The sequence below is a fragment of the Streptomyces sp. NPDC094147 genome, from assembly GCF_044764265.1.
GTDB lineage: Bacteria > Actinomycetota > Actinomycetes > Streptomycetales > Streptomycetaceae > Streptomyces.
This window is the reverse complement of sequence record NZ_JBIWHT010000001.1, coordinates 854,880-874,049: the sequence shown is the minus strand read 5'-3', so window position 1 is coordinate 874,049 and position 19,170 is coordinate 854,880. Positions and strand designations below refer to the sequence as shown.

Below are 19,170 nucleotides of genomic sequence, written 5' to 3'. Positions count from 1 at the left end.
GGCCCGCCTTCTTCTTGTGTCTCCCCCTGCGCCCCTCTCCAGGTCGTCGTAATGATCAGAAGCGATCAACTCCGGCCGCTGCCAAGGGCCTTGCGGCTGATCTGGGGAAGCGCGGCCGGAGCCTGCTCGATTCGGAGCGCGAGGGCGGGACAGCGGCGCACCGCCCGTTGTGCGCGCCCCCGCAGATGCATCGGCACGGTGGCGTCCGCGACCAAGGGGTAGCCGTCGGGGCCCAGCCGGATCAGTTCGGGCACGATGTCCGCGCAGAGCCCGTGGCCCTCGCACAGCGTCCAGTCGACCAGCACCTTCTCGCCGCTCGGTACGCCCTCGTCCCGGTAGCCGGGGCCGGGCAGCGGCAGCACGCCCAGGGTCGGCCGCCCGCAGCCGCCGGCCAGTACATGGGCCGCCAGATCGTCCGTGAACGCCGCCAGCGTCGAGGCGAGGAACCGGGCCGAGCCGTCCGGATGCTTGCAGGCTCCCCGGCCCTTCACCGCCCGCGTCACCTCGCGCAGCGCCTCAAGTGCCGCCGGACCACCGCCGTTCAGCACGTCCGCGAGCCCTCCCGCGGCGGCCGGCAGGCCCAGCCGGCACGGGCCGCACTGGCCGGCCGTCTCGGCCGCCAGCCAGTTCGCGACCCGTAGCGCCTCCCCGAGCGCGCAGGTCTCCGGGCCGATCGGCAGGATCGCGCCCGCCCCCAGGGCCCCGCCGAGCGCGGAGAGCGAGGCGCGCGAGACCGCCGCGTCGTGAGCGGCCACCGAATCCAGCCAGCTGCCGTGATAGCCGCCGGTCAGTACGCCCTGGGGCAGCGCGGGCGACCCGGCCAGCTGCAGGACGTACCGCAGCGGGACCCCCGTGGGCACCTCGACGACCATCGGGCGGGCGACCGCGCCCGAGAGCGTGAGCAGGACGGTGCCGGGCTCGGTGGACTCCCCGGTGTTGCAGAAGCGGCGCGGGCCCAGCCGGGCGGCCACCGCGAGTTGGGCGTACGTCTCCGCGTTGGACAGCAGCGTCGGGGCGCCGCCGACACCCGACTCGGCGGCCCGCTCGCGGCGGCCCGGAGGGAGCGCCGGCCCGCCGTCCGCGGCCCGGACGACCGCGGACGCCTCGCCGGAGACCATGCGCTCGGGAGTGCGGACCACACGGGCGCGCAGCGGGGAGCTGCGCTTGTCGGTGAGGCTGCGTTCGGCGAAGGCCGCGCGCACGGAGGCCTCCGTGGAGTCGCGGGTGACGGCGACGACCAGGGTGCGGGCGCCGAGCGCCTCGGCGGCGAGCAGCGCGCCGTCCAGGACGAGGTGCGGGGCCCGGCACACCAGGACGGTGTCCTTGCGGCAGGCGGGCTCGCCCTCGCTCGCGTTGACGACGACGACCGGGCGTATGCCGCGCCTGATCGCGGCGGAGGCGACCGCGCGCAGTTTGCGGCCGAAGGGGAAACCGGCGCCGCCGCGGCCGCTGAGGGCGATGTCGTCGGCGAGTTGGGCCAGGCGTTCGCCGTTGATCGCCTCCAGCGGGCCGTGCACCTTGAGGTGCATCGGCAGGGCGAGGCGCTCGACGAGATCGAAGCCCGACGTCAGATGGGGCAGGCCGACGACGCGGACCTCGGGAACGTCGGGGAGGGGCGTGTTCATGGTCGTACTCCTGCTGTTGCGGGCACCGTCACGGGCGTTCTCCGGAGGCGGGGCCCGGCACGGAGTGCCAGGGCTCGCCGGCCGCCGGCGGCTGATAGGGCGCGGGCTGCACGGGGGCGGGCAGCGTCTCAGGGGGGCGCGGTGAGGGCGCGGGCCAGCGGGGCGCCGGGGGCGAGGGCGGGGCGAGGGAGACCGCGCGGTAGGCCGCCGAAATGCCGGTGCCCGCATCGCGGCGCACCTGCGGCGCGGGGGCGCGGTAGCGGGGCAGCGCCTCGTGCGGGGGCTCGTACAGCGCGGGCGTCTCGCGCAACGGCTGCGCCTCTTCGAGGGCTTCGTGCGGAGGCTGCCGGGGGGCTTCGTGGGGCGGCCGCACTCCACGTAGTGGTTGCGTCGGCTGCGCCTCATAGGCCGGCTGCGTTTCATAAGAGGGCGGCGCGGAAGGCCTCGGGGGCACGGCCTGAGGCTCGGCGGGCTCGCTTGCCGGGCGCGGCCCGTAGGAGGCGAGGCGCTCGGTGATCCGGCGCTTCACCGGCCGGGGCAGCGCGCGTACGGTGAGCGCGCCCGCAACGCCCGCCAGGCACAGGCAGTACATCGCGACCACCCAGCCGGCCGGCGGGCGCCCCGCGTACAGGCCGTGCAGCAGCGCCGAGCACCACGCCGGGTAGGCGAGCATGTGGACCGCGCGCCAGCGCCCGGCGACCCGGCCCGGAGTGGTGAACGCGCTGCGCATCGCCCCCGTCGCGGCCGCGACGACCATCAGGATCCCGGCGAGCGAACCGAAGCCGATCAGGCCCGACGTGCCGGTGATGCCGAGCCCGAAGGGGACCACGGCGCCGAGCAGGCTCACATGGCCGAGCGCGATCTTGACGGTGACGTGCAGCAGGAGGAAGCCGATCGAGGCGACGGCGGTCGCGCGGTGGACGGCCTGCGCCATGAGGCGGTGACGCGGAGTGAGGAACAGCCGGTCGGTGGCGAGCAGGCCCCAGGCGACGGAGGCGGTCAGCGAGACCAGCGACAGCACGCCGGTCGTGAAGTCCAGCGTGGCGCGCAAACCGGTGGACGAGACGAGCGCGAGGGGCGGTATGAGCAGTGCGGCGAGGCCGAGCGCGGCGGCGGAAAGGCCGCCCTTGCGGGGCGGGCGGCCCCGGGCGGGGCTCTGGGGAGGATGGTGCGGGTTGAGCGGATTGCGAGGTTTCATGGTGGGGCGACTCCGAATGGTTCGGCAAAGCGGTCCCGTGGCGGCATGCTAGGTCGCCCCATACCGGCCGGTACGGGGTTTGAGTTGTTGCCCCAGAAGAGGGCGGTACGCGGAGTAACCTCGCCCCGGCACCGCCCGCCGGTACTCCGTGCGGGGCTTGCGGGCCCTGCGGTACCCTGACGCCATGCGTGCCGTACGCCTTCTGCTTAGCGAGCCGCGCTGAACACTCCCGACCGATGAAGAGATCCGGTCGGACTCGGCGCGGCGCCCCCTCCTGTGCGAGGGGTTTTTTCGTTTGGCGATTCGATGGGCGAGTCGACGGACGAACGCTCGAAACCGCTGGCAGAGACGATCGATGGAGCTTTGAGGATCATGAGCGAGACGAATACCGCTGCCGCCGCAGAGACGGCCGCGCCGCACCGCTACACGGCGGCCATGGCCGCCGACATCGAGGCACGCTGGCAGGACTTCTGGGACGCCGACGGCACCTACGCGGCGCCGAACCCGAAGGGCGACCTGGCCGGTGACCCGGCGGTCGTCGCCCGGCCCAAGAAGTTCATCATGGACATGTTCCCGTACCCCTCGGGTGCGGGCCTGCACGTCGGCCACCCGCTGGGCTACATCGCCACCGATGTCTACGCCCGCCACCAGCGCATGACCGGCCACAACGTGCTGCACACCCTGGGCTTCGACGCCTTCGGCCTGCCCGCCGAGCAGTACGCGGTGCAGACCGGCACCCACCCCAGGGCCTCCACCGAGGCCAACATGGCGAACATGAAGGAGCAGCTGCGCCGGCTGGGTCTGGGGCACGACAAGCGCCGCTCCTTCGCGACGATCGACCCCGAGTACTACAAGTGGACCCAGTGGATCTTCCTGCAGATCTTCAACTCGTGGTACGACGCCGAGGCGAAGGCGGCCCGCCCGGTCGCCGAGCTGGTCGCCGAGTTCGAGAACGGCACGCGCCAGGTCCCCGGCGGCCGTGACTGGGCCGCGCTGAGCGCCGCCGAGCGCTCCGACGTGCTGGGCGAGTACCGCCTGGCGTACGCGTCGGACGCGCCCGTCAACTGGTGCCCCGGCCTGGGCACCGTGCTGGCCAACGAGGAGGTCACCGCCGACGGCCGTTCCGAGCGCGGCAACTTCCCCGTCTTCAAGGCCAAGCTGCGCCAGTGGAACATGCGCATCACCGCCTACGCGGACCGCCTGCTGGACGACCTGGACGCGCTGGACTGGCCCGAGGCCATCAAGCTGCAGCAGCGCAACTGGATCGGCCGCTCCGAGGGCGCCCGCGTCGACTTCAAGGTCGGCGAGCACGACGCGATCACCGTCTTCACGACCCGTCAGGACACCCTGTTCGGCGCCACCTACATGGTGCTGGCGCCCGAGCACGAGCTGATCGACACCATCGTCCCGGCCGCCTGGCCCGAGGGCACCCACCAGGTGTGGACCGAGGGGCACGCCACCCCGGCCGAGGCCGTCGCCAAGTACCGCGCGTTCGCCGCGTCCAAGTCGGACGTGGAGCGCCAGGCCGACGCCAAGGAGAAGACCGGCGTCTTCACCGGTGCGTACGCCGTCAATCCCGTCAGCGGCGAAAAGGTTCCCGTCTTCATCGCCGACTATGTGCTGATGGGCTACGGCACCGGCGCGATCATGGCCGTACCGGCGCACGACAGCCGTGACTTCGCGTTCGCGCGCGCCTTCGAGCTGCCCATGCGCTGCGTCGTGCAGCCCTCGGACGACCGCGGCACCGACGCCTCGACGTGGGAGGACGCGTTCGCCTCCTATGAGGCGAAGCTGGTCAACTCCGCCAACGACGCGATCTCCCTGGACGGCCTGGGCGTCGTCGACGCCAAGGCGAAGATCACCGACTGGCTGGCCGAGCGCGGCATCGGCGAGGGCACCGTCAACTTCCGGCTGCGCGACTGGCTGTTCAGCCGCCAGCGCTACTGGGGCGAGCCCTTCCCGATCGTCTACGACGAGGACGGCATCGCCCACTCGCTGCCCGAGTCGATGCTGCCCCTGGAGCTGCCGGAGGTGGACGACTACTCGCCGCGCACCTTCGACCCGGACGACGCCGACACCTCGCCAGAGACCCCGCTGTCCCGCAACGAGGACTGGGTCAACGTCGAGCTGGACCTGGGCGACGGCGTCAAGAAGTACCGCCGCGAGACCAACACCATGCCCAACTGGGCCGGTTCCTGCTGGTACGAGCTGCGCTACCTGGACCCGCACAACAGCGACAAGCTGGTCGACCCGGCCATCGAGCAGTACTGGATGGGCCCGCGCGAGGGTCAGCCGACGGGCGGCGTCGACCTGTACGTCGGCGGCGCCGAGCACGCCGTGCTGCACCTGCTGTACGCGCGCTTCTGGTCCAAGGTGCTGTTCGACCTGGGCCACATCTCCTCGGCCGAGCCGTTCCACAAGCTGTACAACCAGGGCATGATCCAGGCGTACGTCTACCGGGACAGCCGCGGCTTCCCGGTGCCCGCCGCCGAGGTCGAGGAGCGCGACGGCAAGTTCTTCTTCGAGGGCGAGCCGGTCAAGCGCGAGCTGGGCAAGATGGGCAAGTCCCTGAAGAACGCGGTCACTCCGGACGAGATCTGCACCGAGTACGGCGCCGACACCCTGCGCCTGTACGAGATGGCGATGGGCCCGCTGGACGTGTCGCGCCCCTGGGACACGCGTGCGGTGGTCGGTCAGTACCGGCTGCTGCAGCGGCTGTGGCGCAACATCGTCGACGAGACGACGGGCGAGGTCACCGTCACCGACGCCGAGCCCGACGAGGCCACCCTGCGCGCCCTGCACAAGGCGATCGACGGGGCCGGCGGCGACCTGGCGGGGCTGCGCTTCAACACCGCAATCGCCAAGATCACCGAGCTGAACAACCACCTGACCAAGGCGGGCGGCCCGCTGGCGCGCCCGGTCGCCGAACAACTGGTGCTGCTGATCGCTCCGCTGGCCCCGCACATCGCCGAGGAGCTGTGGCGCAAGCTGGGCCACACCGACTCGGTCGTGCACCGCGACTTCCCGGTCGCCGACCCCGCGTACGTGGTGGACGAGGCCGTGACCTGCGTCGTCCAGATCAAGGGCAAGGTCAAGGCGCGCCTGGAGGTGGCGCCGGCCATCTCCGAGGCGGAGCTGGAGAAGCTGGCCCTGGCCGACGAGGCCGTCGTCGCGGCGCTGGCCGGCGCGGGCATCCGCAAGGTGATCGTGCGGGCGCCCAAGTTGGTGAACATCGTCCCTGAATAAGGGCCGAAGCGGCACTGAGGGCTTTCCCCTACGGGCAGGTTGGGGGTTCCGATGGAACCCACGGCCTGCCCGCTGCGTTTACGGTGGAGGGGACGATGCCGACTGACCGAGGGGACGTTCATGGAAGCCGCGATCCTGATCCTGGCGCTGCTGTTCGTCGCCTTCGTGGTGCTCGGCGTGTATGTGACGGTGAAGGTGGTCGGCGCGGCCAAGCGCGGGGTGGAGCGTACGGTCACCCAGGCCCGCAGAACCGTCGAGGACACCACGCTGCGCGCCAAGAGCGTGGGGCAGATGGGCGTGGCCAGTGAGCTCGCCCAGCTGCGCCTGTCGCTGCGCACCTCGATGCGGGCCACACAGGACGCGCTGCACGCGCGCGTGGCCGAGGACGAGTCCCTGAAGGAGTCGCTGGTCCTGTTCGAGCGGCTCAGCGGGTACGGCCACGAGCTGGACGACGATCTCAAGCGCCTGGAGCGGGATCCGGACAAGCGGCGGATCGCGGAGCGGATGCCGGAGCTCCGCGAGCGCACCGAGCGGATCAGGCACTCCGCGGACTCACTGCGCTGGGCGGCGCGGGACCGGGCCCAGCAGTTCGCCGACGACGAGCTCGCCTCGCTGAGCGAGCAGATCGAGATGGAGTCGGGAGCCCTGCGCGACTGGTCGACCAAGGGGCCGACGACCGGCGCCCCGACGACCGGCTCCGCTTCCTGGAGCGACCTTTCGGGCAGCCCGCGGCAGCCGTCCCAGGAGAGCGCGGCACAGGCCCGGCCGGAGCCGCCCACCGAGACCCCTCGGCCGCTGGGCGCGGCCGAGCCCCCGGTGGCGTATCCATGGCAGAAGAACCCGCGCCCTGAAACGACGACCTGAGACGACGACCCGAGGTGACGATCCGAGACGAAACGGCAGGAGAGGACCGACCTGAGGCGACCACCTGCGACCCGAACTGATCATTCCATCGGGCCGGGCTGCCGTACGGCGGCGTCGGCGGGTAACCTCCCGCTCATGTCCCGCCATGTCGCTATCGTCACCGATTCAACGGCCTACCTGCCGCCGCAGACGATGGAGCGGCACAGCATCACCGCGGTGCCGCTGACCGTCGTCCTCGGAGACCAGGCGCTGGAGGAGGGCACCGAGATCTCGGCCCGCTCGCTGGCGCTGGCCCTGCAGAAACGCCGCTCCGTCACCACCTCCCGGCCCAGCCCCGAGGTTTTCGCGGCCCACTACCGCGCGGTCGCCGACGCGGGTGCCACCGGCATCGTCTCGCTGCACCTCTCGTCCGAGTTCTCCGGCACCTACGACGCGGCCGTGCTCGCGGCGAAGGACGCCCCCGTGCCGGTGCGGGTGGTCGACACCGGGATGGTCGCGATGGCGCTGGGCTTCTGCGCGCTGGCCGCCGCCCAGGTGGCAGAAGCGGGAGGCACGCTGGACGAGGCGGTGGCGGCGGCGGAGAAGCGGGCCGGGGAGACCTCCGCCTTCTTCTACGTCGACACCCTGGACTATCTGCGGCGCGGCGGCCGCATCGGTGCCGCGCAGGCACTGCTCGGCTCGGCCCTGGCGGTCAAGCCGCTGCTCCAGCTCGACGGCGGCCGGATCGAAATGCTGGAGAAGGTACGTACCGCCTCGAAGGCGATCGCCCGCCTTGAGGAAATCGTGGTCGACCGGGCCGGCAGCAGCCCGGTCGACATCGCGGTCCACCATCTCGCGGCCCCGGAGCGCGCCGCCGCCCTCGCCGAGCGGTTGCGGGAGCGGGTGCCGGGGCTGGTCGATCTGCACATGAGCGAGGTCGGAGCGGTGATCGGGGCGCATACCGGGCCGGGACTGCTCGGGGCCATCGTGTCGCCGCGCTGAGGGGGCGCTCGCGGTTGTGCGCGGGCGCCGATGGCCCGGCTGAGACTCGGCGCGTGCCGACGAGTTCGGGCTTCGTACGCGCCGGATGGCGGGTTGCGCCCCGCTCGAACTCACTCCCGCGAGTGACCGGGTTATCCACAACTGGCTTGTTGTCCACCGGAATTGGGCGTGCTCAGCGGGTTCGGGCGAATGTGCCTAACGTCTCGTGGCATGGCTATCCGATCACCACGCACCGCCACGAGCGGACCCGGCCGGGCCCCCGGCTCGGACGGCCGTGCCCGCAAAGGTCACGGCCGCCGCAGCCGCGATGACCAGGCCCCCGTCTCCGTACTCACCGCACGCACGCGCGCGGACGCGCTGTTCCGCCCACCGCCGACGGGCTTCCGCCCACCGCCTGCGGCATTCCACCCACCGCCGACGGACACGGCGGCCCCGCCGCACGTACCTGCCTCCCCGACGGCGTGGGTCCTCGGGCAGTCGGCGTCGCCTCCGCCCGTAACCGAGCCGCGCAAGCCGCAGGCCGCCGCTCCCGCCCCGTCGGCGGCCTTTCCTTCCCCGGGGGTGCGGGAGCGGGCGTGGGCGGCGGTGCGTGAACGGCTGCCGCTCTGGGCGCAGTCGAGGATCGGTCTCGCGCCGCGGAGCCTGGCCGCGCTGTGCCTCGTGCTGGTCGTCGCCGCCGGTTTCGCCGTCCACCACTTCTGGGCCGGTCGTCCCCAGTCCGTACGCGCTCCCGATCTGGTCGACGGACCGGCGCCGCCCTCCCCGACGACGAGTCCGGGCCGCAGCTCGGGACGGGGTACGAGAGCGGGGGAGGCGACACCCCGCCCGGTGGCCAACGCGGAGCCTTCGCCGGCCGGAGTGCTCGTGGTGGACGTCGGCGGAAAGGTGCTGCGGCCGGGTGTCTACCGCTTGCCCAACGGATCGCGCGTGACCGATGCGCTGACCGCGGCCGGGGGCGTGCGCGAAGGCGCGGACCTGGCGGGGCTCAACCGGGCGCGACTGCTCACGGACGGCGAGCAGGTGCTGGTCGGAGTCCCCGGCGCGGCGGCGCCCTCCGGGCCCGGGTCCGGATCCGGGGTCGGTTCAGGTTCCGGTTCAGGTCCGGGACGGGGATCGAGCGGGCCGGTCAGTCTCAACTCCGCCTCGGCGGAACAACTGGACGGGCTGCCCGGTGTCGGCCCCGTACTGGCGCAGCGCATCGTCGACTACCGCTCCCAGCACGGGGGCTTCCGCTCGGTCGACGAGCTGCGCCAGGTCAATGGCATCGGCGACCGCAGGTTCAACGACCTGCAACCACTGGTGCGGCTGTGAACCGCCTGGAGGTCCGCGCCGCGACCTCTGATGCGGTTGCGGACCGCCTGGAGGTCCATGCGGTCTCCGGCCACCGGCTCGGCGCGGCCAACCCGCACCGGGAGGGCCCGACCGACCTGCGCCTGATCGGCCCGGCCCTCGGCGCCTGGGGTGGCACCGCGGCCGCGCTGAACGTGTCGGCGGATTGGGCGAGTTGGAGCGCGGCGCTGTGTCTTGCGATGGCGGCCGTACTGGTGGCGCCGGTGGCTCGACGGGCGCTGGCGCAGTGGCTCTCGGGCGTACGGGTGCGGAGGGGCACACGGAGCAGAGGTAGGTCAGGTCCAAGTTCCTTAAATACAGTGGTAGTTGGGGTAAGCGGGGTCGGTGGGGTCTGGAGATATCGGGGTGCGGTGGCCGGGGTGCTGGTCTGTGTGGCGGCCGGGGCGGTGGCCGGAGGTCTGCATGCGGCGGAGGCGCGACGCGGGCCGTTGCCGGGTCTCGCGCGGGAGTTCGCGCGGGCAACCGTTGAGCTGGTGATCAGTACCGATCCACGGGCGACCCGCTCCCAGGGCTGGGGCGGCGCCTCGGTGGCGGTGGATGCGGAGGTGGAGCGGGTCCTGGGGGCGGGGGAAGGAACCGGGCGGGGCCGTACGCCGGCTGTTGGGGCGGGTGGGAGTGGCAAGCGGAACCCGGTGCCGGGCGACAGGGCGGGCGGAGGTGTTGAGCGGGGCCGTACGCCGACTGTTGGGGCGGCTGGGAGTGGCAAGCGGAACCCGGTGCCGGGCGTCGGGTCGGGTGAAGGTGGTGAGCGGGGCGGTGCGCCGGGCGTCGGGTCGGGTGGAAGAGGCGAGCGGGTTCATACGCCGGTTCTCGTGATCGCACCGGCGAGTTGGCAGGGGCTGCTGCCCTCCACCCGGGTGCGGGTGACCGCGCGGCTCTCGCCCGGCGACGGGCGGATCGCCGCCGTTCTGAAGGCGCCGAGCGGCCCACCCCGGATCATCGGGCAGCCAACTGCCATGCAGCGCAGGGCCGGTGGACTGCGGGCCGGGCTGCGGGAGGCAACCACCGGGCTCGCCCCGGATGCGCGGGCGCTGCTGCCGGGCCTGGTCGTCGGCGACACCTCCCGGTTCACGCCCGAGCTGCGCGCCGCCTTCGAGGCGACCGACCTCGCGCACCTCATGGCTGTGTCCGGCAGCAATCTGGCGATCATTCTTGCCCTGTTGATCGGACCGCCCGGACGCGCACTGCTGGCCGAGCGGGGTGGTCTCGCGCCGCGCCTCGGGATCTCGCTGCGGGCCACCGCGGTTCTCGGCGGGATCCTCACGCTCGCCTTCGTCGTGGTGTGCCGGCCGGAACCGAGTGTGCTGCGAGCCGCTGCCTGCGGGCTCGTCACGCTGCTCGCCATCGGCACCGGCCGCCGCAGATCGCTGCTTCCCGCGCTGGCCGCCGCCGTACTGCTGCTGGTGCTGTACGCGCCGGAGCTGGCCCGTAGCTATGGGTTTCTGCTCTCGGTGCTGGCCACCGGGGCGCTGCTCACGATCGCGCCGGGATGGAGCGAGGCACTGCAGCGGCGCGGGGTGCCGGCCCGGCTCGCCGAGGTACTGGGCGCGGCGGCAGCGGCGCAGGCGGTGTGCGCACCGGTGGTGGCCGTGTTCGCGGCGCGGATCAGCCTGGTCGCCGTGCCGTGCAATCTGCTGGCCGAGCCGGCGGTGGCGCTGGCGACGGTCGCGGGCTTCGCCGCACTGGCCGCGGCCCCGGTGGCGATGCCCGTCGCCGAATTCCTCGCCTGGTGCGCGGGCTGGCCCACGGGCTGGATCGCAGCGGTGGCCCGCACGGGGGCGGCCCTGCCCGGCGCGGTGTCGGGGTGGCCGGGCGGCTGGCGCGGGGGAGCGCTGCTGGCCGCGGCCACCGTGGTGGTGGTGCTCGTGGCACGGCGGCTGCCGCGGTACCCCTGGGTGGCCGCCGCGCTCGTCCTGGTCCTGCTGCTCGTCGTGCTGCGGCCCGCACCGCTCACCAGAATCGTCACCGGCTGGCCGCCGCCGGGCTGGTCGTACGCCATGTGCGACGTGGGGCAGGGCGATGCCACGGTGCTGGCCGCGGGCGCGGGGACGGCGGTGGTGATCGACACCGGGCCCGAGCCGCAGCCGGTCGACCGCTGTCTGCACGAGCTCGGGGTGACCCGGATTCCGCTGCTCCTGCTCACCCACTTCCATGCCGACCACGTGGGCGGTCTGGCAGGGGTGCTGCGGGGGCGGTCCGTCGGGGTGATCGAGACGACGGGGTTCGCGGAGCCGCCCGATCAAGCGGCGTTCGTGCGGCGGACCGCGGCGGCGGACGGGGTGCCGGTGGTCCCGGCCGGGTACGGGGAACGACGCTCCGTCGGGGGGCTCTCGTGGCAGGTGCTCTGGCCGCCGCCCGCGCCGGGGCCGGTACCGGACGGGCCGAACGACGCCAGCGTCACGCTGCTCGTCCGCACTGCCGGCGGGCTTACCCTGCTGCTGCCCGGCGACCTCGAACCACCAGCCCAGCAAGGGCTGTTGAGGAACAATCCGGGGCTGGAGCGGGTGGACGTACTGAAGGTCGCCCACCACGGCTCGGCGCACCAGGACCCCGCGCTGCTCAGCACCGTACGCCCGAGGCTGGCGCTGATCTCGGTGGGCCGGGGCAACCGGTACGGCCATCCGGCGCCGGGCACGGTCGCCGTGCTGCGGGCCCAGGGCGCGGTGGTCCTGCGAACGGACACGGACGGAGCGATCGCCGTCACGGGGGCGGGCAGCGGCCTGCGGGCGGTGCCGATAGGGCGCGGCCCGTGACGGTGCGGCCCCCCCCGTGACGGTGCGGCGGCCTGCGTCGGCGTACCGGGCCGCGCCCTCTCGGCGTACCGGCCTGCGGCGGCGTACCGAGCCGTGTCGGCCCAGGCCGCATCGGTGTACCAGCCCGGTGCGGCGGACCCGGTCGCGGCTGAGGGGCGACTCGTTTGTCGCCATGTCCCGTTACGCTGGCGGGGGTTGGGGTCCGGAGGTCCCGAGTGGCGGACGTGAGTCTCGCGAGGGAGGGACGGGGGCGGCGGGGGCGCGGCGCGGGCCGGTCGGGGCGGCTAAGCGGAATGGCCAATTCGGGCCTCTGGTGACAGGTGCCTCATCAGCGCACACGCACCGCGTTTGCCTCGAACGGCACAACAGTGATCGAATGCGTCTTCGTCAAGGGGCCGCAGACCTGCTGTGGCGAGGACGGACGAGGATGTCTGCCCCCTGCGCGGCCCGGCAGATTCTTCTTCGCACGGGGGTGCGTGCACAGTGTTCAGCCGCTGGTTCGGCAAGACCTCGACCGGTTCTCCGCTCCGTGCCGGGCCGTTGGCCGGGCTCGCGGTGCCGCCGACCGCGGGCGTGCTCAGCTGCCGGGTGCTCGACCCGGTCAGCGAGCCCGTTCCGCAGGCCGAGTTCGTGGTCAGCGACGCCTCGGGCCGCAAGGTCGTGGGCGGCGAGACCGATCCGTTCGGGACGGTGGTCACGACGGTTCCGGCGGGGGAGTACCGGCTGGCCGTCACGGCCGAGGGGTATACGCCCTTCCACGGCAACGCCACCGTCACCGCGAGCGGGCTCGCCGCGCTCGGCGATGTCACGCTCCAGGTCGCCGCCCCGCCGTCGCTGCCGGACGCGGGCGAGTGGGAGCTCGACCCCACGCACTCCCAGATCGGCTTCACCGCACGCCACATAGGACTGGCCCGGATCCACGGCCGGTTCAACACCTTCGCGGGGGCCATCCGGATCGGTGAGCGCATGGAGGGGTCCGCGATGCACGTCATCATCGACACCGCCTCCATCGACACGGGCGTCCAGATGCGCGACGACCATCTGCGGTCGGGCGACTTCCTGGACGTCGGGAACTATCCGACGATGGAGTTCTACAGCGACCGGTTCGTGCACCGGGGCGGCAGCCGGTGGGCGATCATCGGCGGGCTGACCCTGCACGGCGTGAGCCGTACGGTGACGCTGGACACGCACTACCTGGGCCTGGGCACCGGGCTCGGCGGCGAGACCCGGGGCGCCTGCCGGGCCAGTACCGAACTGCACCGCGAGGACTTCACGCTCACCTGGCAGACCATGCTGGCCCGGGGGATCGCGGCGATCGGGTCCTCGATCTCGATCGACCTGGACATCCAGGTCGTGCCGAAGAGCTGACGCCGCGGGGGAGGGACCGCGCGGGTCAGGGGGCTTCCAGCCAGCCGTCGTGCCCGGCGGCCAGATCGTCCAGGGCCGTCGGGTCCAGGCGGGCGTTCGGGTCCTCCACCACGACCAGCCACTGGGCGTCCTCGGCGTCGTCCTCGCCGGCCAGCGCGTCGCGTACGAGCTGGGGCTCCTCGGCCAGGCCGAAGAGGTCGGCCAGCTCGGTGGCCACCTCCTCGGCGGCGTCACGGTCCGGGAGTACGAGTACATGTCGGGTCACATCGTTCACCTGCCCATTCTCCGGCACGGGGGTGGTGGGGCAGGGAGCGGGCCGGGACTGTCAGTGGCCCGTGGGATGCTGGAAGGCGATGGCCACCAGGAAGAATTCCACCGACGATCCGCTCGCCCCCGTCACGCTCGCCGTGGGCCAGGAGGACCTGCTGCTCGACCGCGCCGTGCAGCAGGTGGTGGCGGCCGCTCGGGCCGCCGACTCCGACACCGACGTACGTGACCTGACCTCCGACCAGCTGCAGCCCGGCACGCTGGCCGAGCTGACCAGCCCGTCGCTCTTCGCCGAGCGGAAGGTCGTGGTCGTACGCAACGCACAGGACCTGTCCGCGGACACGATCAAGGATGTGAAGGCGTACCTCGACGCGCCTGCCGAAGAGATCACCCTGGTGCTGCTGCATGCCGGCGGCGCCAAGGGCAAGGGGCTGCTGGACGCGGCGCGGAAGGCGGGGGCGCGGGAAGTCGCGTGCCCCAGGACCACGAAGCCGGCCGAGCGGCTCACCTTCGTACGGCAGGAGTTCCGGGCGCTCGGGCGGTCGGCCACGCCCGAGGCCTGCCAGGCGCTGGTCGACTCCATCGGCAGCGATCTGCGCGAGCTGGCCTCCGCGGTGTCCCAGCTCTGCGCGGACGTGGAGGGGACGATCGACGAGGCGGTCGTCGGGCGGTACTACACGGGGCGGGCCGAGGCCTCCAGCTTCACCGTCGCGGACCGGGCGGTGGAGGGGCGGGCCGCGGAAGCGCTCGAAGCGCTGCGGTGGTCGCTGTCGACCGGGGTCGCACCCGTCATGATCACCAGCGCCCTCGCGCAGGGAGTGCGGGCGATCGGGAAGCTGTCCTCCGCGCGGGGCGGCCGGCCGGCCGATCTCGCGCGGGAGCTGGGGATGCCGCCGTGGAAGATCGACCGGGTGCGGCAGCAGATGCGGGGGTGGACGCCGGACGGGGTTTCGCTGGCCCTGCGGGCCGTGGCCGAGGCGGATGCGGGGGTCAAGGGCGGGGGGGACGACCCCGAGTACGCCCTTGAGAAGGCGGTCGTCGCGATCGCCCGAGCGGCGCGGTCGGGGCGCTAGCCCCGGGGTCCCTGGGGAGCCTCGCCCCCAAACCCCTTCGCCCCAAACCCCTTTGGGGCTGCGCCCCGGGCCCCTCAAGCCGAAGCCCCCGCTTCCGCCCCCGCTTCCGCCCCCGCTTCCGCCCCCGCTCCCGCAACGGCTATGCCGCCCTCTGCCAACTGACCGGAGGCTGATACGGCTGGCGGCGCCAGGCGGCCAGGGGGAGTACCGGGGCCAGATCGGCGGGCGGGGCCGCGGTCAGGGCGGCCAGGACTGTTGCCAGGGCGGCCAGTTCGGCGTCCGTGGGGGTGCCCTTCACCACGCGGAACAGGGGAGTGTTCGACACTCTGGGACTCCTCACTGCGGGGGGTTGCCGTGCTTGCGGGACGGCAGGTCGGCGTGTTTCGTGCGCAGCATGGCGAGCGCGGCGGACAGGACGGCCCGGGTCTCGGCCGGGTCGATGACGTCGTCCACCAGACCCCGCTCGGCCGCGTAGTACGGGTGCATCAGTTCGGACTTGTACGCCGCGATCTTCTCGGCCCGGACCGCCTCCGGATTCTCCGAACTCGCTATCTCCCGGCGGAAGATGACGTTGGCCGCGCCTTCCGCGCCCATCACCGCGATCTCGTTGGTGGGCCAGGCGTAGGTGAGGTCCGCGCCGATGGACTGGGAGTCCATGACGATGTACGCGCCGCCGTAGGCCTTGCGCAGGATCAGCGAGATGCGGGGGACAGTGGCGTTGCAGTAGGCGTACAGGAGTTTCGCGCCGTGGCGGATGATGCCGCCGTGCTCCTGCGAGACGCCGGGCAGGAAGCCCGGGACGTCGACCAGGGTCAGCAGGGGGATGTTGAAGGCGTCGCAGAGCTGGACGAAGCGGGCCGCCTTCTCGGAGGCCTCGATGTCAAGCACCCCGGCCAGGAACTGCGGCTGGTTGGCCAGGATGCCCACCACCCGGCCGTCGATCCGGGCCAGTGCGCAGATGATGTTGCGGGCCCAGTGCTCGTGGACTTCGAGCAGGTCGCCGTGGTCGACGAGCTCCTCCAGGACCTTGCGCATGTCGTACGGGCGGTTGCCGTCCGAGGGCACCAGGTCCAGGAGCACGTCGTTGCGGCGGTCGGCCGGGTCGTCGCCGGGCGGCAGCGCCGGAGGCATCTCCCGGTTGTTCGACGGCAGCATCGAGATCAGGTAGCGGACCTCGGCCAGGCAGGTCTCCTCGTCGTCGTGGACGAAGTGGGCCACGCCCGAGACTCCGGCGTGCACGTCCGCGCCGCCGAGCCCGTTCTGGGTGATCTCCTCACCCGTCACCGCCTGCACGACGTCCGGGCCGGTGATGAACATCTGCGAGGTTTCCCGGACCATGAACACGAAGTCCGTCAGGGCGGGGGAGTACGCGGCGCCGCCTGCGCACGGGCCCAGCATGACGCTGATCTGCGGGATCACGCCCGAGGCGCGCGTATTGCGCTGGAAGATGCCGCCGTAGCCCGCGAGTGCGGACACGCCTTCCTGGATGCGGGCGCCCGCGCCGTCGTTCAGGGAGACCAGCGGCGCACCGGCCGCGATCGCCATGTCCATGATCTTGTGGATCTTCGTGGCGTGGGCCTCGCCCAGGGCGCCGCCGAAGATGCGGAAGTCATGGGCGTACACGAAGACCGTGCGGCCCTCCACCGTTCCCCAGCCGGTGATCACGCCGTCGGTGTACGGCTTCTTCGCCTCCAGGCCGAATCCGGTCGCGCGGTGGCGGCGGAGCTGCTCGACCTCCTGGAAGGTGCCCGGGTCCAGGAGCAGGTCGATGCGCTCGCGGGCGGTCAGCTTGCCCTTCGCGTGCTGCGCCTCGGTCGCCTTCTCGCCGGGGCCGAGCCTGGCCTGCTCGCGCAGGACGTGCAGTTCGGCGACCCGCACGGCCGCGGTCTGCGGCGGCGGCTGTTCAGTCACGGTCACGGTCGGTCCCCTCCTGGCGCAAGGTCTCATGTGGCAACGTCTCGGGTCGCACAGTCTCGTGTGGCGAAGTCTCGGGTCGCACAGTCTGCTGATGCGCGGTGTGCGTCGCCCGCGCGCGTACCGCATCGAGCAGGCTCGCCTGCTCCAGGCACTCCCCGGCATCCGGCGACTGAGTGGCCCCGGAGCGGACCGCGCGGACGAACGCCCGGACGGTCGCGGCGACTTGGTCGTGCGGGGCCAGCGTCAGCTCGCGCGGCCCGTGCGCGTCCGTGATCCACACCGCCGGTTTGTGGTCGGCGGGCGGAGTGAACGCCGGCTCGACGCGGATCCGCCCCTCGCTGCCCCACAGTTCGTACGCCGAGCGGTACGCGTGCTCCATGCCGAAGGCCAGCTGGCCGAGGACCCCGGAGGGGGAACGGACGAGCACCGCGCCCGAGGTCTCCACCGCCGAGCCCGCCGAGTGCTCAAGCGCGGCGCCGACGATCTCCAGGCCCGCGCCGAGGAAGTACAGCGCGGCGCGCACCGGGTAGTAGCCCACGTCGAGCAGGGCGCCGCCGCCGAGTTCGGGGCGGTGCCTGATGTTCCCCGCGGGCAGCGCCGGGATGGCGAACGCGGCGCTGAACGCCCGGAGTTGGCCGATCGCGCCGCTCGCCACCAGTTCCCGTACGACCGAGTGCTGGGGATGGTGGACGAACATCACGTTCTCCATCAGCACCAGGCCCGAGGCGCGGGCGAGATCGAGCAGCGCCTCGGTGGTCTGCCGGTCGGCGGTGAGCGGCTTCTCGGCGAGCACGTGCTTGCCCGCGCGCAGCGCCCGGCCCGCCCATTCGGCGTGCAGGGAGATGGGCAGCGGGACGTAGACGGCGTCCACGTCGTCCCGTTCGAGGACCGCGTCGTACGACTCCACCGGCGCGCAGCCGAACTGGGCCGCGACCTCCCGAGCGCGGCCGCCGTCCCGGCTCGCCACCGCCGTCAGCGCGATGTCCGGGTCCGCCGCCATGGCGGGCAGCACCCGGCGGCGGGCGATGTCGGCGGTGCCGAGAACGGCGATGCGCAGGGGTCGTTCAGTCATCCGTCAGATGTCCCATGGCGTTGAGGCAGGCAAGGAGCGTCCTGGCCTGCACATTGACGTAGTGTCCGTGTTTGATCAGCGCCGTGAGCTGACTGATCGTTACCCATTGATAGCCGGTCGGTGGCTCAATAGGCGCGTCCTCCTCGTCGGCCTCGATGACCAGATAGCGGTTCTCGGCGTACAGGAACCGGCCGCCCTCCTCCGAGTGGATGGCGTCGTAGCGGATGCGCTCGGGTGCCGATTGAAGGACCAGGTCCAGGAACGGCGGGCGGACCTGGAGGCCCTCGAAGTTGTCCGGGGAGCACTGCACGGTGGGCGCCAGCTCGACCGTGTCGAGGAAGCCGCCCTCGACCTTCGCGTTGGCCAGGACGTGCAGCACGCCGTCGAACGAACGGGTCAGGAAGGCCGCGATGCCCCGGCTGCACGGCTCGATCAGGGGCTGGGTCCAGCTGGTCACCTCGCGGTTGCCGGCCTGCACCTCGACCGCGACCACGTTGAACCAGCGGCCGTCGTCCTTGCCGATGCGCGCCTCGTCGCGGGTCCAGCCGGGCACGTCGTCCAGCGGGATGCGGTCGGCCTGCACGTCGTAGCGCGAACGCTCGCAGGTGAACCAGGACAGCAGGTCCACATCGGTGAGCAGGGCGCCCGCCCGAGGATCGCGGGAGCGGGCCAGGGACTGGCTGAAATCATCCCCTGCGGGGGCGCCCGCGCTGTACGCGGGCAGACAGGCCAGGACCGTGCGCGAGTCCATGTTGACCAGGTTGTCCTGGTGCAGGAGCTCGGAAATCTGACCCAGCGTCAGCCAGCAGAAGTCCTCGTCGAGCGGCACCTCGCCGTCCACCTCGACGATCATGTTGCGGTTGCTCTTGTGGTAGAACCACGAGCCGTGCTCGGACTGGAGCACATCGGCGAGGATCCGGCCGCGTCCGGCGCCCGTGAAGTACTCGATGTACTTCACGTCGGTGCCCTGGTGGACCTTGGTGTAGTTGCTGCGGGTCGCCTGCACGGTGGGGGAGAGCTGGAGCAGATTGCGGTTGCCCGGCTCCATCTTGGCCTGCATCAGGAAGTGCAGTACGCCGTCGAACTCCTTCACCAGGATGCCGAGGATGCCCACCTCCGGCTGCTTGATGATGGGCTGGTACCACTCCTTGTGGGGGCCGTCATCGGTCGTGACGTGCAGGCCCTCCACGCTGAAGAAGCGCCCGCTGGAGTGCACCAGGTTCCCGCTGTCCGGCTCGAAGGACCAGCCGCGCAGCTTGGCGAACGGGATGCGTTCGATGCTGAAGCGGCCGGCCTTCCGGCGCTCGGCGAACCAGTGGTGGAACTCCCCGGTGGTCAGGAGCCCGCCGGTGGTGGCCGCGGACGCCGCGATCCGGTCGGCGACCGACACCGGCTCACGGGGCTTGACCACCGGCTGAAGCTCAGTCAGCTCCGCAAGTGTTGACGACATGTACGC

The 19,170-nt window shown here is 72.4% G+C and carries 14 protein-coding genes; 7 read left to right on the top strand and 7 right to left on the bottom strand.

The annotated features are described in order from the left end of the window. Nucleotides 1-65: 65 nt before the first annotated feature. Together ACIQ8J_RS03970 and ACIQ8J_RS03965 are read right to left on the bottom strand one after the other, a co-directional pair. On the bottom strand, nucleotides 66-1,625 hold the full coding sequence (locus ACIQ8J_RS03970) for an NADH-ubiquinone oxidoreductase-F iron-sulfur binding region domain-containing protein (RefSeq protein ID WP_403264454.1): 1,560 nt from the start codon (nucleotides 1,623-1,625) through the stop codon (nucleotides 66-68). Nucleotides 1,626-1,653: 28 nt separating this feature from the next. Further along, on the bottom strand, nucleotides 1,654-2,823 hold the full coding sequence (locus tag ACIQ8J_RS03965; RefSeq protein WP_403264453.1) for a hypothetical protein: 1,170 nt from the start codon (nucleotides 2,821-2,823) through the stop codon (nucleotides 1,654-1,656). 372 nt (nucleotides 2,824-3,195) lie between these two features. On the opposite strand from ACIQ8J_RS03965, the gene leuS reads away from it, so the two are divergent. The 6 genes from leuS to ACIQ8J_RS03935 all read left to right on the top strand — a co-directional run bounded on the left by leuS (nucleotide 3,196) and on the right by ACIQ8J_RS03935 (nucleotide 13,385). After that, nucleotides 3,196-6,069, top strand: a complete 2,874-nt coding sequence (leuS, locus tag ACIQ8J_RS03960; RefSeq protein ID WP_403264451.1) for a leucine--tRNA ligase — start codon at nucleotides 3,196-3,198, stop codon at nucleotides 6,067-6,069. Nucleotides 6,070-6,189: 120 nt separating this feature from the next. After that, entirely contained in the window at nucleotides 6,190-6,933 is a 744-nt protein-coding gene (locus ACIQ8J_RS03955) for a hypothetical protein (RefSeq protein WP_403264449.1), read from the top strand. Between the two features lie 135 nt (nucleotides 6,934-7,068). Further along, a complete protein-coding gene (locus ACIQ8J_RS03950; RefSeq protein ID WP_403264447.1) occupies nucleotides 7,069-7,914 on the top strand; it encodes a DegV family protein in 846 nt (281 codons plus the stop codon). 210 nt (nucleotides 7,915-8,124) lie between these two features. After that, the gene (locus ACIQ8J_RS03945) at nucleotides 8,125-9,225 is read left to right on the top strand and encodes a helix-hairpin-helix domain-containing protein (RefSeq protein WP_403264446.1); all 1,101 of its coding nucleotides are present in this window, start codon (nucleotides 8,125-8,127) and stop codon (nucleotides 9,223-9,225) included. A gap of 218 nt (nucleotides 9,226-9,443) precedes the next feature. After that, entirely contained in the window at nucleotides 9,444-12,017 is a 2,574-nt protein-coding gene (locus ACIQ8J_RS03940; RefSeq protein WP_403265231.1) for a ComEC/Rec2 family competence protein, read from the top strand. A 483-nt stretch (nucleotides 12,018-12,500) separates the two neighbouring features. Further along, the gene (locus ACIQ8J_RS03935) at nucleotides 12,501-13,385 is read left to right on the top strand and encodes a YceI family protein (RefSeq protein ID WP_403264444.1); all 885 of its coding nucleotides are present in this window, start codon (nucleotides 12,501-12,503) and stop codon (nucleotides 13,383-13,385) included. A 25-nt stretch (nucleotides 13,386-13,410) separates the two neighbouring features. Here ACIQ8J_RS03935 and ACIQ8J_RS03930 read toward each other — a convergent pair whose 3' ends face one another. Continuing rightward, nucleotides 13,411-13,659, bottom strand: coding sequence for a hypothetical protein (locus tag ACIQ8J_RS03930; protein WP_403264443.1), 249 nt, complete (start codon nucleotides 13,657-13,659; stop codon nucleotides 13,411-13,413). Nucleotides 13,660-13,738: 79 nt separating this feature from the next. On the opposite strand from ACIQ8J_RS03930, the gene holA reads away from it, so the two are divergent. Continuing rightward, nucleotides 13,739-14,725, top strand: a complete 987-nt coding sequence (holA, locus tag ACIQ8J_RS03925) for a DNA polymerase III subunit delta (protein WP_403264441.1) — start codon at nucleotides 13,739-13,741, stop codon at nucleotides 14,723-14,725. A gap of 139 nt (nucleotides 14,726-14,864) precedes the next feature. Here holA and ACIQ8J_RS03920 read toward each other — a convergent pair whose 3' ends face one another. The 4 genes from ACIQ8J_RS03920 to ACIQ8J_RS03905 are packed head-to-tail and all read right to left on the bottom strand — an operon-like array spanning nucleotide 14,865 to nucleotide 19,164. Further along, nucleotides 14,865-15,050: an acyl-CoA carboxylase epsilon subunit gene (locus ACIQ8J_RS03920; RefSeq protein WP_403264439.1), complete on the bottom strand. Its 186-nt coding sequence runs from the start codon at nucleotides 15,048-15,050 to the stop codon at nucleotides 14,865-14,867. An 11-nt stretch (nucleotides 15,051-15,061) separates the two neighbouring features. Then, entirely contained in the window at nucleotides 15,062-16,636 is a 1,575-nt protein-coding gene (locus tag ACIQ8J_RS03915) for an acyl-CoA carboxylase subunit beta (protein WP_403265229.1), read from the bottom strand. Continuing rightward, nucleotides 16,629-17,714 (bottom strand): Gfo/Idh/MocA family protein, encoded by a 1,086-nt coding sequence (locus tag ACIQ8J_RS03910; RefSeq protein WP_403264437.1) that lies wholly within the window; start codon nucleotides 17,712-17,714, stop codon nucleotides 16,629-16,631. The genes ACIQ8J_RS03915 and ACIQ8J_RS03910 overlap by 8 nt, the downstream gene beginning before the upstream one ends. After that, a complete protein-coding gene (locus ACIQ8J_RS03905; RefSeq protein ID WP_403264436.1) occupies nucleotides 17,707-19,164 on the bottom strand; it encodes an NDP-hexose 2,3-dehydratase family protein in 1,458 nt (485 codons plus the stop codon). Before ACIQ8J_RS03905 ends, ACIQ8J_RS03910 begins: the two co-directional genes overlap by 8 nt. Between the last annotated feature and the right edge of the window lie 6 nt (nucleotides 19,165-19,170).

Bases quoted from the DNA above. Each gene is read 5' to 3' on its own strand.
- ACIQ8J_RS03955 (WP_403264449.1), top strand. From the start codon at position 6,190: ATGGAAGCCGCGATCCTGATCCTGGCGCTGCTGTTCGTCGCCTTCGTG.
- ACIQ8J_RS03910 (WP_403264437.1), bottom strand. From the start codon at position 17,714: ATGACTGAACGACCCCTGCGCATCGCCGTTCTCGGCACCGCCGACATC.
- ACIQ8J_RS03950 (WP_403264447.1), top strand. From the start codon at position 7,069: ATGTCCCGCCATGTCGCTATCGTCACCGATTCAACGGCCTACCTGCCG.
- ACIQ8J_RS03970 (WP_403264454.1), bottom strand. From the start codon at position 1,625: ATGAACACGCCCCTCCCCGACGTTCCCGAGGTCCGCGTCGTCGGCCTG.
- ACIQ8J_RS03940 (WP_403265231.1), top strand. From the start codon at position 9,444: ATGGCGGCCGTACTGGTGGCGCCGGTGGCTCGACGGGCGCTGGCGCAG.
- ACIQ8J_RS03965 (WP_403264453.1), bottom strand. From the start codon at position 2,823: ATGAAACCTCGCAATCCGCTCAACCCGCACCATCCTCCCCAGAGCCCC.
- ACIQ8J_RS03945 (WP_403264446.1), top strand. From the start codon at position 8,125: ATGGCTATCCGATCACCACGCACCGCCACGAGCGGACCCGGCCGGGCC.
- leuS (WP_403264451.1), top strand. From the start codon at position 3,196: ATGAGCGAGACGAATACCGCTGCCGCCGCAGAGACGGCCGCGCCGCAC.
- holA (WP_403264441.1), top strand. From the start codon at position 13,739: ATGGCCACCAGGAAGAATTCCACCGACGATCCGCTCGCCCCCGTCACG.
- ACIQ8J_RS03905 (WP_403264436.1), bottom strand. From the start codon at position 19,164: ATGTCGTCAACACTTGCGGAGCTGACTGAGCTTCAGCCGGTGGTCAAG.